11 protein-coding genes, 4 tRNA genes and 1 rRNA gene are annotated in these 15141 nt (G+C 55.6%); all 16 read right to left on the reverse strand.

The features are described 5' to 3' along the window. Positions 1-72 precede the first annotated feature (72 nt). On the reverse strand, positions 73-4272 hold the full coding sequence (rpoC, locus tag AC19YS_RS17525) for a DNA-directed RNA polymerase subunit beta' (RefSeq protein ID WP_015886137.1): 4200 nt from the start codon (positions 4270-4272) through the stop codon (positions 73-75). Positions 4273-4336: 64 nt separating this feature from the next. Further along, positions 4337-8410, reverse strand: a complete 4074-nt coding sequence (gene rpoB, locus AC19YS_RS17530) for a DNA-directed RNA polymerase subunit beta (protein ID WP_053258275.1) — start codon at positions 8408-8410, stop codon at positions 4337-4339. 220 nt (positions 8411-8630) lie between these two features. Next, positions 8631-8996 (reverse strand): 50S ribosomal protein L7/L12, encoded by a 366-nt coding sequence (gene rplL, locus AC19YS_RS17535; RefSeq protein ID WP_010566858.1) that lies wholly within the window; start codon positions 8994-8996, stop codon positions 8631-8633. Positions 8997-9074: 78 nt separating this feature from the next. After that, positions 9075-9575, reverse strand: coding sequence for a 50S ribosomal protein L10 (gene rplJ / locus AC19YS_RS17540; RefSeq protein ID WP_010174464.1), 501 nt, complete (start codon positions 9573-9575; stop codon positions 9075-9077). Positions 9576-9774: 199 nt separating this feature from the next. After that, a complete protein-coding gene (rplA, locus tag AC19YS_RS17545; RefSeq protein ID WP_003232403.1) occupies positions 9775-10470 on the reverse strand; it encodes a 50S ribosomal protein L1 in 696 nt (231 codons plus the stop codon). After that, a complete protein-coding gene (rplK, locus tag AC19YS_RS17550) occupies positions 10470-10901 on the reverse strand; it encodes a 50S ribosomal protein L11 (protein ID WP_003176435.1) in 432 nt (143 codons plus the stop codon). The genes rplA and rplK overlap by 1 nt, the downstream gene beginning before the upstream one ends. A 117-nt stretch (positions 10902-11018) precedes the next feature. Beyond that, complete coding sequence (nusG, locus tag AC19YS_RS17555) at positions 11019-11552, reverse strand: transcription termination/antitermination protein NusG (protein WP_003176436.1); 534 nt, start codon at positions 11550-11552, stop codon at positions 11019-11021. A 9-nt stretch (positions 11553-11561) separates the two neighbouring features. Continuing rightward, a complete protein-coding gene (gene secE, locus AC19YS_RS17560; protein WP_003194658.1) occupies positions 11562-11930 on the reverse strand; it encodes a preprotein translocase subunit SecE in 369 nt (122 codons plus the stop codon). Between the two features lie 45 nt (positions 11931-11975). Further along, positions 11976-12051, reverse strand: a tRNA-Trp gene (locus AC19YS_RS17565). A 161-nt stretch (positions 12052-12212) separates the two neighbouring features. Next, a tRNA-Thr gene (locus AC19YS_RS17570) sits at positions 12213-12288 on the reverse strand. A gap of 26 nt (positions 12289-12314) precedes the next feature. Further along, positions 12315-12388 (reverse strand) — tRNA-Gly (locus AC19YS_RS17575). A 24-nt stretch (positions 12389-12412) separates the two neighbouring features. Continuing rightward, positions 12413-12497 (reverse strand) — tRNA-Tyr (locus AC19YS_RS17580). Positions 12498-12639: 142 nt separating this feature from the next. Then, complete coding sequence (locus tag AC19YS_RS17585; RefSeq protein ID WP_200623971.1) at positions 12640-13086, reverse strand: hypothetical protein; 447 nt, start codon at positions 13084-13086, stop codon at positions 12640-12642. An 8-nt stretch (positions 13087-13094) separates the two neighbouring features. Beyond that, a complete protein-coding gene (locus tag AC19YS_RS17590; protein WP_200623972.1) occupies positions 13095-13844 on the reverse strand; it encodes a pantothenate kinase in 750 nt (249 codons plus the stop codon). Beyond that, positions 13834-14793: a bifunctional biotin--[acetyl-CoA-carboxylase] ligase/biotin operon repressor BirA gene (gene birA, locus AC19YS_RS17595; protein WP_124418574.1), complete on the reverse strand. Its 960-nt coding sequence runs from the start codon at positions 14791-14793 to the stop codon at positions 13834-13836. The genes AC19YS_RS17590 and birA overlap by 11 nt, the downstream gene beginning before the upstream one ends. Positions 14794-15024: 231 nt before the next feature. Next, a 5S ribosomal RNA gene (rrf, locus tag AC19YS_RS17600) occupies positions 15025-15140 on the reverse strand. Between the last annotated feature and the right edge of the window lies 1 nt (position 15141).

Genomic DNA, 15141 nt, shown 5'->3' on the forward strand with positions numbered 1-15141 from the left:
TCGAACCGGGGCAAAATTGCCTCGATCCGACGAATGGGGGCTGCCAGGGCCCAGACTTATTTACCGCAGAACTCAGTTACCGCTTGAGTTCAGCGCTTCGGTCAGTGCAGCTTCCACTTCACTGGCGCTTACGCGCAGCGGCTTGTCAGCATCACGGCGGCGTTTGCGCTCGCTGTGGTAAGCCAAACCGGTACCTGCCGGGATCAAACGACCCACGACCACGTTCTCTTTCAGGCCGCGCAGGTAATCGCGCTTGCCGGTTACCGCTGCTTCGGTCAGTACGCGAGTGGTCTCCTGGAAGGAGGCCGCCGAGATGAACGACTCAGTGGACAACGACGCCTTGGTGATACCCAGCAACACACGAGTGAACTTGGAGACAAATTTGTCTTCCGCGCCCAGACGTTCGTTTTCTACCAATACGTGAGTCAGTTCCATCTGGTCGCCCTTGATGAAACTGGAATCGCCGGATTCAGCGATTTCAACTTTACGCAGCATCTGACGCAGGATGGTCTCGATGTGCTTATCGTTGATCTTCACGCCTTGCAGACGGTAAACGTCCTGGATCTCGTTAACGATGTACTTGGCCAGCGCACTCACACCCAGCAAACGCAGGATGTCGTGTGGATCGCTCGGGCCGTCGGAGATAACTTCGCCGCGGTTTACCTGCTCGCCTTCGAAGACGTTCAGGTGACGCCACTTCGGAATCAGCTCTTCATACGGATCGCTACCGTCGTTCGGAGTAATAACCAGACGGCGCTTGCCCTTGGTCTCTTTACCGAACGCGATGGTGCCGCTGACTTCAGCCAGAATCGACGCTTCTTTCGGACGACGAGCTTCGAACAAGTCGGCAACACGCGGCAGACCACCGGTGATGTCACGGGTCTTCGAAGTTTCTTGCGGGATACGCGCGATAACATCACCGATCGCGATCTTCGCACCATCCGCTACACCGACCAGGGCGTTGGCTGGCAGGAAGTACTGAGCGATTACGTCAGTGCCTGGCAGCAACAAGTCCTTGCCGTTGTCATCGACCATCTTCACGGCAGGACGGATGTCCTTACCGGCAGCTGGACGATCTTTCGCGTCGAGTACTTCAATGTTGGTCATACCGGTCAATTCGTCAGTCTGACGCTTGATCGTGATGCCTTCTTCCATGCCCACGTAGGTCACGGTACCTTTCATTTCGGTAACGATTGGGTGAGTGTGCGGATCCCACTTGGCCACGATTGCGCCAGCGTCGACCTTGTCACCTTCTTTAACCGAGATCACAGCACCGTACGGCAGCTTGTAACGCTCACGCTCACGACCGTAGTCATCAGCGATTGCCAGCTCACCGGAACGGGATACAGCAACCAGGTGGCCATCCACTCGCTCAACGTGTTTCAGGTTGTGCAGACGGACGGTACCGCCATTCTTCACCTGAACGCTGTCGGCTGCGGAGGTCCGGCTTGCCGCACCACCGATGTGGAACGTACGCATGGTCAGCTGGGTACCCGGCTCACCGATGGACTGGGCAGCGATAACGCCGACCGCTTCACCGATGTTCACCTGGTGACCACGAGCCAAGTCACGGCCGTAGCACTTGGCGCAAATGCCGTAGCGGGTTTCGCAGCTGATCGGCGAGCGAACAATCACTTCGTCGATGCTGTTGAGTTCGATGAACTCGACCCACTTCTCGTCTACCAGAGTGCCGGCAGGAACGATAATTTCCTCGGTACCTGGCTTGAATACGTCACGGGCGATTACTCGACCCAGTACGCGCTCACCCAACGGCTCTACAACGTCGCCGCCTTCGATGTGCGGAGTCATCAGCAGACCGTGTTCGGTGCCGCAGTCAACTTCAGTCACAACCAAGTCTTGTGCAACGTCTACCAGACGACGCGTCAGGTAACCGGAGTTAGCGGTTTTCAACGCGGTATCCGCAAGACCCTTACGAGCACCGTGAGTGGAGATGAAGTACTGAAGTACGCTCAAACCTTCACGGAAGTTCGCAGTAATCGGCGTCTCGATGATGGAACCATCCGGCTTGGCCATCAGGCCACGCATACCGGCGAGCTGACGGATCTGCGCAGCAGAACCCCGTGCGCCCGAGTCGGCCATCATGTACATCGAGTTGAACGACTCTTGATCGACTTCTACGCCATGACGGTCGATAACCTTCTCTTTCGAGAGGTTTGCCATCATCGCCTTCGACACTTCGTCGTTGGCCTTGGACCAAAGGTCGATCACTTTGTTGTACTTCTCGCCCTGAGTTACCAGGCCGGAGGCGTACTGGCTCTCGATTTCTTTCACTTCATCGGTAGCAGCACCGATGATCTGAGCTTTTTCATCCGGGATAACGAAGTCGTTAACACCGATGGAAACGCCGGAAATAGTCGAGTAAGCAAAACCGGTGTACATCAACTGGTCAGCGAAGATCACGGTCTCTTTCAAACCAACCACGCGGTAGCACTGGTTGATCAGCTTGGAGATCGCCTTTTTCTTCATTGGCAGGTTGACGACGTCGTACGACAGGCCTTTTGGCACAACTTGATACAACAGCGCACGGCCGACAGTGGTGTCGACGATACGGGTGTTGGTCACGCTGCCGCCGTCACGGTCGTTGACGGTTTCGTTGATCCGCACTTTGACCTTGGCGTGCAGTGCGGCTTCGCCGGCACGGAACACACGGTCAACTTCCTGCAGGTCAGCGAACACACGACCTTCGCCTTTGGCGTTGATCGCTTCACGGGTCATGTAATACAGACCCAATACAACGTCCTGAGACGGAACGATGATTGGCTCACCGTTGGCTGGCGACAGAATGTTGTTGGTCGACATCATCAACGCACGCGCTTCCAACTGAGCTTCCAGTGTCAGCGGTACGTGCACGGCCATTTGGTCGCCGTCGAAGTCGGCGTTGTACGCAGCACAGACCAGAGGGTGCAGCTGGATAGCCTTACCTTCGATCAGTACCGGTTCAAACGCCTGGATACCCAGACGGTGAAGGGTCGGTGCACGGTTGAGGAGAACCGGGTGTTCGCGGATCACTTCAGCGAGAACGTCCCAAACCTCTGGCAGTTCGCGCTCGACCATTTTCTTGGCCGCTTTGATGGTGGTCGCGAGACCGCGCATTTCCAGCTTGCCGAAGATGAATGGCTTGAACAGTTCAAGTGCCATCTTCTTAGGCAGACCGCACTGGTGCAGACGCAGGGTCGGGCCTACGGTAATTACCGAACGACCGGAGTAGTCAACACGCTTACCGAGCAAGTTCTGACGGAAACGACCTTGCTTACCCTTGATCATGTCAGCCAAGGATTTCAGAGGACGCTTGTTCGAACCGGTGATAGCGCGGCCACGACGACCGTTGTCGAGCAAGGCGTCGACAGCTTCTTGCAACATACGCTTTTCGTTGCGCACGATGATGTCCGGAGCGGACAGATCGAGCAAACGCTTCAAGCGGTTGTTACGGTTGATCACACGGCGGTACAGGTCGTTGAGGTCGGAAGTCGCGAAGCGACCGCCATCCAACGGTACCAGCGGACGCAGGTCTGGCGGCAGAACCGGCAGAACGGTCAGCACCATCCATTCTGGCAAGTTGCCGGAACCCTGGAAGGCTTCCATCAACTTCAGACGCTTGGACAGTTTCTTGATTTTGGTTTCGGAGTTGGTTTGCGGAATTTCTTCACGCAGACGGCCAATCTCGTGTTCCAGGTCGATCGCGTGCAGCAGTTCACGGACAGCTTCGGCACCCATGCGGGCATCGAAATCGTCGCCGAACTCTTCCAGCGCTTCGAAGTACTGCTCGTCGTTCAGCAGCTGACCTTTTTCAAGGGTGGTCATGCCTGGATCGATAACGACATAGCTCTCGAAATAGAGAACGCGTTCGATATCACGCAGGGTCATGTCCATCAGCAAGCCGATACGGGACGGCAGCGATTTCAGGAACCAGATGTGGGCAACCGGCGACGCCAGCTCGATGTGCGCCATGCGCTCACGACGAACTTTAGCCAGCGCAACTTCAACGCCGCACTTCTCGCAGATCACACCACGGTGCTTCAAGCGCTTGTACTTACCGCACAGGCACTCGTAATCCTTTACCGGGCCAAAGATCTTGGCGCAGAACAGGCCGTCACGCTCAGGTTTGAACGTACGGTAGTTAATGGTTTCCGGCTTTTTAACTTCACCGAACGACCACGAACGGATCATCTCAGGCGATGCCAATCCAATACGGATGGCGTCGAACTCTTCGACTTGACCCTGGTTTTTCAGCAAATTCAGTAGGTCTTTCAAGGCCTTTCCTCCTGGCGGAGCAGAGAGCGGGCTAAACAGCCCCGCTCTCGATTCGCGTCACGTGTTATTCGGTTTCCAGATCGATATCGATGCCGAGGGAACGAATTTCTTTGATCAACACGTTGAAGGACTCGGGCATGCCCGGCTCCATACGGTGATCGCCGTCCACGATGTTTTTGTACATCTTGGTCCGACCGTTCACATCGTCCGACTTCACTGTGAGCATTTCTTGCAGAGTGTAAGCAGCACCGTATGCTTCCAGTGCCCAGACCTCCATCTCCCCGAAACGCTGACCACCGAACTGAGCCTTACCACCCAGCGGCTGCTGGGTAACCAGGCTGTACGAACCGGTAGAACGAGCGTGCATCTTGTCGTCTACCAAGTGGTTCAGCTTCAGCATGTACATGTAGCCAACAGTAACCGGGCGCTCAAACTTATTGCCGGTACGGCCGTCGAACAGCTGCATCTGGCCGCTTTCTGGCAGGTCTGCCAGTTTCAGCATGGCCTTGATTTCGCTTTCCTTGGCACCGTCGAACACCGGGGTAGCCATTGGAACGCCGCCGCGCAGGTTCTTCGCCAGGTCCAGGATTTCCTGGTCGGAGAAGGTGTCCAGCTCTTCGTTGCGACCGCCGATCTCGTTGTAGATCTCGTGCAGGAACTTACGCAGGTCTGCGACCTTGCGCTGCTCTTCGATCATACGGTTGATCTTCTCGCCCAGACCTTTGGCCGCGAGGCCCAGGTGGGTTTCAAGGATCTGACCAACGTTCATACGCGAAGGTACGCCCAACGGGTTGAGGACGACGTCGACCGGGGTGCCATTGGCATCGTGCGGCATGTCTTCAACCGGCATGATCACGGAGACCACACCTTTGTTACCGTGACGACCGGCCATCTTGTCGCCCGGCTGGATGCGGCGACGGATTGCCAGGTAAACCTTGACGATTTTCAGCACGCCTGGAGCCAGGTCATCGCCCTGCTGCAGTTTGCGCTTCTTGTCTTCGAACTTGTCGTCCAGCAGACGGCGACGATCAACGATGTAGGCCTGAGCCTTCTCGAGCTGCTCGTTCAGAGCATCTTCAGCCATGCGCAGTTTGAACCACTGGCCGTGCTCAAGACCGTCGAGGATTTCGTCGGTGATGTCCTGACCTTTCTTCAGACCTGCGCCGCCTTCGGCCTTGTGGCCTACCAGAGCGGAACGCAGACGTTCGAAGGTCGCGCCTTCAACGATACGGAACTCTTCGTTCAGATCCTTGCGGATCTCGTCGAGTTGAGTCTTCTCGATAGACAGTGCACGAGCATCACGCTCGACGCCGTCACGGGTGAAGACCTGTACGTCGATGACAGTACCCTTGGTACCGGTAGGTACACGCAGGGAGGTGTCTTTAACGTCGCTGGCTTTTTCACCGAAGATGGCACGCAACAGCTTCTCTTCCGGCGTCAGTTGGGTCTCGCCTTTCGGAGTGACCTTACCGACCAGGATGTCGCCTGCGCCAACTTCAGCACCTACGTAAACGATACCGGCTTCGTCCAGTTTGTTCAGTGCAGCTTCACCCACGTTCGGGATGTCTGCAGTGATTTCCTCTGGCCCAAGCTTGGTGTCACGTGCCACACAGGTCAGTTCCTGAATGTGGATCGTGGTGAAACGGTCTTCTTGAACAACACGCTCGGACAGGCAGATGGAGTCTTCGAAGTTGAAGCCGTTCCATGCCATGAACGCGATGCGCATGTTCTGACCCAGAGCCAGTTCACCCATGTCGGTGGACGGGCCGTCGGCCATGATGTCGCTACGCTGAACGCGATCACCCTTGCTCACCAGCGGACGCTGGTTGATGCAGGTGTTCTGGTTCGAGCGGGTGTATTTGGTCAGGTTGTAGATGTCGACACCGGCTTCGCCAGTTTCAACTTCGTCATCGGCAACACGAACCACGATACGGCTGGCATCAACAGAGTCAATCACGCCGCCACGACGAGCCACGACGCAAACGCCGGAGTCACGCGCTACGTTACGCTCCATGCCGGTACCTACCAGCGGCTTGTCAGCACGCAGAGTCGGTACAGCTTGACGCTGCATGTTGGAACCCATCAACGCACGGTTGGCGTCATCGTGTTCCAGGAACGGGATCAGCGACGCTGCAACAGAAACTACCTGCTTGGGCGAAACGTCCATCAAGGTGACGTCTTCCGGCGCCTTAACGGTGAACTCGTTCAAGTGACGAACAGCTACCAGCTCGTCGATCAGGACTTTCTTGTCGTTCATCGTGGCCGAAGCCTGAGCGATCACGTGATCAGCTTCTTCGATGGCGGACAGGAACACGATCTCGTCGGTGACCAGAGCGTCTTTCACTACGCGGTACGGGCTCTCGAGGAAACCGTACTGGTTAGTGCGCGCATAAGCGGCCAGGGAGTTGATCAGACCGATGTTCGGACCTTCCGGCGTTTCGATCGGGCAAACACGACCGTAGTGCGTCGGGTGAACGTCACGAACTTCAAAGCCTGCACGCTCACGCGTCAAACCGCCCGGGCCCAGTGCGGAAACACGGCGCTTGTGGGTGATCTCGGAGAGCGGGTTGTTCTGGTCCATGAACTGCGAGAGCTGGCTGGAACCGAAGAACTCTTTCACCGCCGCAGCCACTGGCTTGGCGTTGATCAGGTCTTGCGGCATCAGGCCTTCGCTTTCAGCCATCGACAGACGCTCTTTGACCGCACGCTCTACACGTACCAGGCCAACGCGGAACTGGTTCTCAGCCATTTCGCCTACGCAGCGAACACGACGGTTACCCAGGTGGTCGATGTCATCGACGATGCCTTTACCGTTACGGATGTCGACCAGAGTCTTCAGTACCGCGACGATGTCTTCCTTGCACAACACGCCCGAACCTTCGATCTCGGTACGACCGATACGACGGTTGAACTTCATCCGGCCGACCGCAGACAGGTCATAGCGCTCAGGGCTGAAGAACAGGTTGTTGAACAGGGTCTCGGCAGCGTCTTTGGTTGGTGGCTCACCAGGACGCATCATGCGATAGATCTCGACCAGCGCTTCCAATTGGTTGCTGGTGGAGTCGATCTTCAGTGTGTCGGAGATGAACGGACCGCAGTCGATGTCGTTGGTGTACAGCGTCTCGATGCGAACAACCTGGGCCTTGGCGATTTTTGCCAGGATCTCGGTGTTCAGCTCGGTGTTGCACTCAGCCAGGATTTCACCTGTCGCCGGGTGAACGATGACCTTGGCGGTGGTGCGACCCAGGACGTAGTCCAAAGGCACGTCCAGCGACTTGATACCGGCTTTTTCGATCTGGTTGATGTGGCGCGCAGTAATACGGCGGCCGGCTTCAACGATGACCTTGCCGTTTTCATCCTGGATATCCAGGACAGCAATTTCACCACGCAGACGCGAAGCAATCAGTTCCAGGCTGAGGGTTTCATCCTTCAGGCTGAACACGTTGGTGGTGTAGAAGGCATCCAGCACTTGCTCGGTGGTATAGCCGAGCGCGCGCAGCAGTACCGAGGCCGGCAGCTTGCGACGACGGTCGATACGCACGAACACGCAGTCTTTCGGGTCGAACTCGAAGTCCAACCACGAACCGCGGTACGGAATGATCCGCGCGGAGTACAGGAGCTTACCGGAGCTGTGCGTCTTGCCGCGGTCGTGGTCAAAGAACACGCCCGGGGAACGGTGCAGCTGGGAAACGATAACGCGCTCGGTACCGTTAATAACGAAGGTACCGTTTTCAGTCATCAATGGGATTTCGCCCATGTAGACTTCTTGCTCTTTGATGTCCTTGATCGCTTTGTTCGACGATTCTTTGTCGAAAATGATCAGACGGACTTTTACCCGCAAAGGTACGGCGTACGTAACACCGCGCAACACGCATTCTTTGACATCAAATGCCGGTTCGCCCAGGCGATAACCGACGTACTCCAGCGCAGCATTGCCGGAGTAGCTGATGATCGGGAAAACGGATTTGAAGGCCGCATGCAGGCCCACGTCGCGGAACTGATCTTTAGTCGCTCCCGCTTGCAAGAATTCACGATACGAATCCAGCTGGATAGCCAGAAGGTACGGGACATCCATGACGTCCGGCAACTTGCTAAAGTCCTTGCGGATACGTTTTTTCTCAGTATATGAGTAAGCCATCAGCGTTCCCCAGCTTGGTCACCTGCTTGTTTGGCCCCTCCCGACGGGAGCAGCCAGAAAATCTCGCAAACCCCATGGTTTGCACCACCGCATCGGGTGGCTACAGCGCGTTAGTGGCGGCGACCGAGTCGACAGCCAAGAACGGAAAAAGGCCGGTGGCAAGAGCCACCAGCCATCAGCCTTCAGCTTAACGCTTGGGCTGGAGACGCAAGGTCGATGCTTACTTCAGCTCGACTTTAGCGCCTGCTTCTTCCAGCACTGCTTTGGCTTTGTCAGCTGCGTCTTTGGACACTGCTTCCAGAACCTGGGCAGGAGCGCCGTCAACTACAGCCTTGGCTTCTTTCAGGCCCAGACCGGTCAGTTCACGAACTGCCTTGATCACGTTTACTTTCTTCTCGCCAGCTTCCAGCAGCATGACGTTGAATTCGGTTTGCTCTTCAGCAGCAACAGCAGCAACAGCTGGGCCAGCGGAAGCAGCGGCAGCGGAAACGCCGAATTTTTCTTCGAAAGCTTTGATCAGCTCAACAACCTGCAGAACCGACATTTCAGCTACGGCGTTGAGGATATCTTCTTGGGAGATAGACATTACTGTATTTCCTGAATTGGGGGACGGCCTACGCGGCCATCGAAATAAACAAAAATACGCGAAAGGAGGTGCTCAGCCTTAGGCTGCGGCAGCTTCTTTTTGCTCGCGAACTGCAGCCAGAGTACGAGCCAGCTTGCTGGTAGCGCCTTGAATCACGCTCATCAGCTGCGAAATAGCTTCGTTACGGGTCGGCAGTGTTGCCAGTACGTCGATTTGGTTAGCTGCGAGGAACTTGCCCTCGAACGCAGCTGCCTTGATCTCGAACTTATCCTGACTCTTGGCGAATTCCTTGAACAAACGGGCAGCAGCGCCTGGATGTTCTTTGGAGAACGCGATCAGAGTCGGGCCGGTGAACACGTCGTTGAGGACACTGTATTCAGTGTCAGCAACAGCGCGCTTGAGCAGGGTGTTACGTACAACACGTACGTATACGCCAGCTTCACGAGCCTCTTTACGGAGTCCGGTCATAGCGCCTACTGTCACACCACGGGCATCAGCCACGACAGCGGACAGAGCAGCTTTGGCAGCCTCGTTGACTTCAGCGACGATGGCCTTCTTGTCTTCGAGATTAATTGCCACGGGTTTAACTCCTGCTTGTTACCGTTTCATCTGGCCGAAGCCGGATGTCGTTTTGGTGTCTGATTCGGTAAGGAACCGGGAGCACCATCTGCGTAGGCTTGTGGTTTAAGACTTGCGCCGCCTACGGTCTTGGATAGCCCCCGCCAGGCAGGGACCCCAATTTTTTCAATCAGCGCGATCGCTCGCGCCAACTTGTGTCTTATACGTCCAGCGAGCCTTGGTCGATGACCAGACCTGGGCCCATAGTGGTGCTCAGGGTAACGCGCTTAACGTAGATACCTTTCGAGGAAGCTGGCTTGATACGCTTCAGATCAGCGATCAGGGCTTCAACGTTTTCCTTCAGCTTGACGGCATCGAAGCCGACTTTGCCAACGGAGGTGTGAATGATGCCGTTTTTGTCGGTGCGATAACGAACCTGACCAGCCTTGGCGTTTTTAACCGCGGTAGCTACGTCTGGCGTTACGGTGCCGACTTTAGGGTTAGGCATCAGACCACGTGGACCGAGGATCTGACCCAACTGACCTACAACGCGCATTGCATCCGGGGAGGCAATAACTACGTCGTAGTTCAGGTCGCCGCCTTTCATTTCGGCAGCCAGGTCGTCCATGCCAACGCGGTCGGCGCCGGCGGCCAGAGCAGCTTCAGCTGCCGGGCCTTGGGTGAAGACAGCAACACGTACAGTCTTGCCAGTACCGTGTGGCAGCACAGTAGCGCTACGAACGACCTGGTCGGATTTACGTGGGTCAACACCCAGGTTTACAGCAACGTCAACGGACTCGCTGAACTTGACAGTCGACAGCTCGGTCAGCAGGGCAGCAGCGTCTACAAAGTTGTAGGCCTTGCCTGCTTCGATTTTGCCGGCGATAGCCTTTTGGCGCTTGGTCAGCTTAGCCATTACACACCCTCCACGTTAAGGCCCATGCTACGAGCAGAACCGGCGATGGTACGCACGGCTGCATCCATATCAGCTGCAGTCAGATCCGCGTTTTTGGTTTTCGCGATTTCTTCCAGCTGAGCACGAGTTACGGTGCCAACCTTAACGGTGTTAGGACGAGCGGAACCGCTAGTCAGACCTGCAGCCTTCTTCAGCAAAACCGAAGCCGGGGTCGACTTGGTTTCGAAAGTGAAGCTACGGTCGCTGTATACAGTGATGATCACTGGAGTCGGCAGACCTGGCTCAAGACCCTGAGTACGGGCGTTGAAGGCCTTGCAGAATTCCATGATGTTCACGCCGTGCTGACCCAGAGCCGGGCCGACAGGTGGACTTGGGTTGGCCTGAGCGGCCTTCACTTGCAGCTTGATGTAAGCGGTAATCTTCTTGGCCATGAGGCACTCCAATTACGGGTTCAAACGCCTCGAAAGGCTCCCCGGTTACTTGCGCGTTTATCCCAGTGACGACAAAACCCCACAGCCTATGGCTGCGGGGTTGGGATGCTTGCTCAGCTAGACCTTTTCGACCTGGCTGAACTCCAGCTCTACCGGAGTAGAGCGACCGAAAATGAGCACCGCCACTTGGATCCGGCTCTTTTCGTAGTTAACTTCTTCGACAGTGCCGTTGAAATCAGCAAACGGACCATCTGTGACACGAACAACCTCACCCGGCTCGAACAACGTCTTCGGCTTAGGTTTGTCGCTGCCGTCAGCAACACGACGCAGAATCGCTTCTGCTTCTTTGTCGGTGATCGGAGCAGGCTTATCAGCAGTACCGCCGATGAAACCCATGACACGAGGAGTGTCCTTGACCAAGTGCCAAGTACCTTCATTCATGTCCATCTGAACCAGCACGTAGCCAGGGAAGAACTTGCGTTCGCTTTTACGCTTTTGGCCATTCCGCATTTCAACCACTTCTTCAGTGGGAACCAGAATTTCGCCGAAGCCATCTTCCATGCCTGCCAGCTTTACGCGCTCTAGCAAAGAGCGCATGACATGCTTCTCGTAACCCGAGTAAGCATGCACAACGTACCAACGCTTAGCCACGGGACACCCTTAGCCAACAATCAAGGAAACAAGCCAGCCGAGCAGGGAATCAAGCCCCCACAACAGCAACGCCATAACCAGAACAACAGCCACAACAATCAACGTGGTCTGCGTGGTTTCTTGGCGAGTCGGCCAAACGACTTTACGGATTTCTGTGCGAGCTTCCTTTACCAGGACTGCGAAAGACTTGCCTTTGGCAGTCTGCAGGCCTACAAAGGCAGCTACAGCAGCAAGGGCAAGCAAAGCGAGTACGCGGTACAGGATCGGCGAAGCAGAATAGTACTGATTGCCAACAACGCCTACGACCACCAATGCGACTACAGCAAGCCACTTGACCAGATCGAAACGAGAGCTTTGAGCTTCAGCCTTAGGAGTCATCTATGAAGATCCTGTGAAAAGAAAGCCAGACACACCACGTGAATCTGGCAGGTCAGGAGGGAATCGAACCCCCAACCTACGGTTTTGGAGACCGTCGCTCTGCCAATTGAGCTACTGACCTAAAACAAAATCAGGCCGACCATTATGCAGGCCTGAAAAAGACTTTACAACAACCAACCCCTAGAGACTTGAAATCACCCGACATTCACGCCAGGCAGAACACTATCAAGCCGAGTCAGCTGTTAAAACAAAGGCAGATATTTTCATATCTGCCTTGTTATATGGAGCTCTTGAGCGGATTTGAACCGCTGACCTCACCCTTACCAAGGGTGTGCTCTACCAACTGAGCTACAAGAGCAAAACACCGTGCACAACCTGCAAACTTGGAGCGGGTAGCGGGAATCGAACCCGCATCATCAGCTTGGAAGGCTGAGGTTCTACCACTAAACTATACCCGCGGAGCTTGCAGCTCACGCTAAAAATGGTGGAGGGGGAAGGATTCGAACCTTCGAAGTCGTAGACGTCAGATTTACAGTCTGATCCCTTTGGCCGCTCGGGAACCCCTCCTAAGCGAGCCGGCATTCTACATCACGCCGGCCTTCTGTCAAGCATTTTCTCATTAAAAATATGAGGTTAGCTGCGTTGACCTTCGCTTCACGCTGTAGACCGTGAAGGTCTTCACTGCGAAGCGGGCGCCATTCTATGCAAACTATTCGACACTTGCAACGCCTTCGCACAACATTATTTTATGTTTTAACTCATTGAATTCCTTAGCAAGGTTTTCAAAGGGCAGATCATCGGCCAGTCGCCTGCTTTCAGGGGACACGCGCAGCCAATAGCCGGTAGTGCCAGGTACATTGAGCAGTTGCACCTTGACCTTTATATCCAGGCTCATGAGACGCTGCTCAAGCAACTGCGCTTGTCGCTGATCAGCAAAGCCACCTATGTACAAGCATGTATTTTGCGGCTCAGGGGCGCTTGCCCGGTCACGGCGGACAACCGAATCAGAAGACTCACTCAACAGCCGGATGTCCTGCTGAGAGCCGCGATAGAGGCTCAGAGGCGTAACGTCCTTAGCGCGCAACGGCGCCTCTTGTTGATGCCAGATGTAATAGAAGGCATTGAGAACGAGCAAGAGCAAAAACAGCCAACGCATAAAAAACCTCAGTACAAAGGGCACGCCATCGCCAGTCCCACAAAGACCAGATCCGGAACAAAGCGAGCCTGTGGTACGGCATCCGAGACCAGGTCAGCATCCCCGCCCGTCAGGAAGACGGTGAAATCTTCCCCCCAATAACGCCGAGCCAACTCAAGCTGGGTTAATACAAACCCCCGAAGCATGAGCGTGCAGCCACGCTCAACGGCCTCAACGGTGGTTCGACCTGGGGAAAGATGCTCCATGGCCTGCTCTGCTGCGGCATCGTCGTAGCGAATCTTGCGGGTGTGTGTTCGCAGCTGACTGCGCATCAGGGGCATTCCAGGGCATATAAAGCCTCCTAGATGCTCACCGTCAGCAGCGATAAAGTCCGCAGTCGCGGCGGTACCGAAGTCGAGCACCAAGCAAGCACCCGGCGCCAACTTGAAACCGCCAAGCATTGCTAACCAGCGATCAAGCCCGAGGCGCTCGTACTCTTCATAACCGTTGCGCACTCCCGCCATTTCTCTCGCTGAGGCAGCGCAGGCCACTGTGACACCAAATGCCTCCTGCAATGCCTCAACCAACTTTCCCGTTTCCTCTGAAGCACGAACGCTCACCAGACGGCATCGCGTGAGCAGCAGACCCGGAATTGCGGTCAGACTTTCTATTAATGCGAGATCTGAACCGACAACACCCTCTGCGCAGGCGCTAATGCTCCGCGCATCGAGCACCCGCCACTTGATAAAGCTATTTCCACAGTCGAGCTCAAGAATCATCGCGCAGCCTCAGGCTTAACTCACCACCGCTATATATTTTCTCAACACCATCGACATTCAGACGCAGCGCGCCCTGGTGATCAATCCCCAGCACAATCCCATCAATCTGATTGACGCCTGCAATGAGAGTCACAGCCCTACCCTGCCACAAATGATTTCGCTCCCACTCCTCCTGCAACGCACTAAAGCCAAAGGCCTTATGGCGCTCCAAGTGGCTTTGCAGCTGCAGGCTTAGCTGCGCAACCAAGTAATTACGATCGACGGGCGCACCTGTTTCCAATTGCACTGAGGTCCACTGCTGATCTACCTCGGCAGCTTGCTGCATGTTCACGTTAATGCCTATCCCGATCACCACGTGACAGATGTCTGCAGGGTCACCCACCAACTCAAGCAAGATGCCGGCAATTTTCTTGCGCCCTACAAGGACGTCGTTTGGCCACTTCAGGGCCGCGCCCTGCACACCAGAATCACGCAGCGCTTGCATGACCGCCAATCCCACTACAAGACTAAGACCCTCCAGCTGCCGCAGCCCACCCTCGATGCGCAATACAAGGCTGTAGTAGACATTCTGAGCGAATGGACTCACCCACGTGCGGCCCCGCCTCCCCCTGCCGGCCGTCTGCTGCTCAGCAAGCACCAGAAATGGCGCAGCAACACCTGCGTCGACAAGACGCAAGGCTTCAGCATTAGTGGAGTCGATAGAGTCAGAGATGTGGACGGGCCATGCCAAAGAAGCGGCATTCACCGCAATCTCTTCCTTGCTCAGAAACACCAGCGGCGAAGCCAACTGGTACCCCTTGCCGCGAATTTTATGAATGGGCAAATTCAGCTCTGCCTCAAGGTGCTGGAGCTGCTTCCAAACAGCACTGCGGCTGACACCCAGGGCGGCACCCAGCGCTTCTCCGGAATGAAATCGGCCATCTTTCAGAAGTTCTAACAACGTCAGCATGCAAGTATCGCCTCACAATGAGGCACGCATGATAGCCATGCGCAAGGCCATTGCATAGAAAGGCCGGGATTTAGCGCCCATGGCCCGGAGGTAGCGGGGAGCTTGGGAGCTGGGCCTATCAGGAAAGCACACATTATCGTTGGCGCATCGCGATGCCTTCATACCTGCACTTTTCGACCGCCAAAAACAAAGCCCCTGTTTGCGTTAGCAAACAGGGGCTCTGGAATTTAATCTTGACGATGACCTACTCTCACATGGGGAAACCCCACACTACCATCGGCGATGCATCGTTTCACTGCTGAGTTCGGGATGGGATCAGGTGGTTCCAATGCTCTATGGTCGTCAAGA

Source organism: Pseudomonas sp. MF08831 (assembly GCF_059862645.1).

What these genes read in the sequence shown, in the direction of transcription:
- secE (WP_003194658.1), bottom strand. Translation starts at nt 11,930, where the DNA reads ATGACTCCTAAGGCTGAAGCTCAAAGCTCTCGTTTCGATCTGGTCAAG.
- birA (WP_124418574.1), bottom strand. Translation starts at nt 14,793, where the DNA reads ATGCTGACGTTGTTAGAACTTCTGAAAGATGGCCGATTTCATTCCGGA.
- AC19YS_RS17585 (WP_200623971.1), bottom strand. Translation starts at nt 13,086, where the DNA reads ATGCGTTGGCTGTTTTTGCTCTTGCTCGTTCTCAATGCCTTCTATTAC.
- rplL (WP_010566858.1), bottom strand. Translation starts at nt 8,996, where the DNA reads ATGTCTATCTCCCAAGAAGATATCCTCAACGCCGTAGCTGAAATGTCG.
- rplK (WP_003176435.1), bottom strand. Translation starts at nt 10,901, where the DNA reads ATGGCCAAGAAGATTACCGCTTACATCAAGCTGCAAGTGAAGGCCGCT.
- rplA (WP_003232403.1), bottom strand. Translation starts at nt 10,470, where the DNA reads ATGGCTAAGCTGACCAAGCGCCAAAAGGCTATCGCCGGCAAAATCGAA.
- rpoB (WP_053258275.1), bottom strand. Translation starts at nt 8,410, where the DNA reads ATGGCTTACTCATATACTGAGAAAAAACGTATCCGCAAGGACTTTAGC.
- AC19YS_RS17590 (WP_200623972.1), bottom strand. Translation starts at nt 13,844, where the DNA reads ATGATTCTTGAGCTCGACTGTGGAAATAGCTTTATCAAGTGGCGGGTG.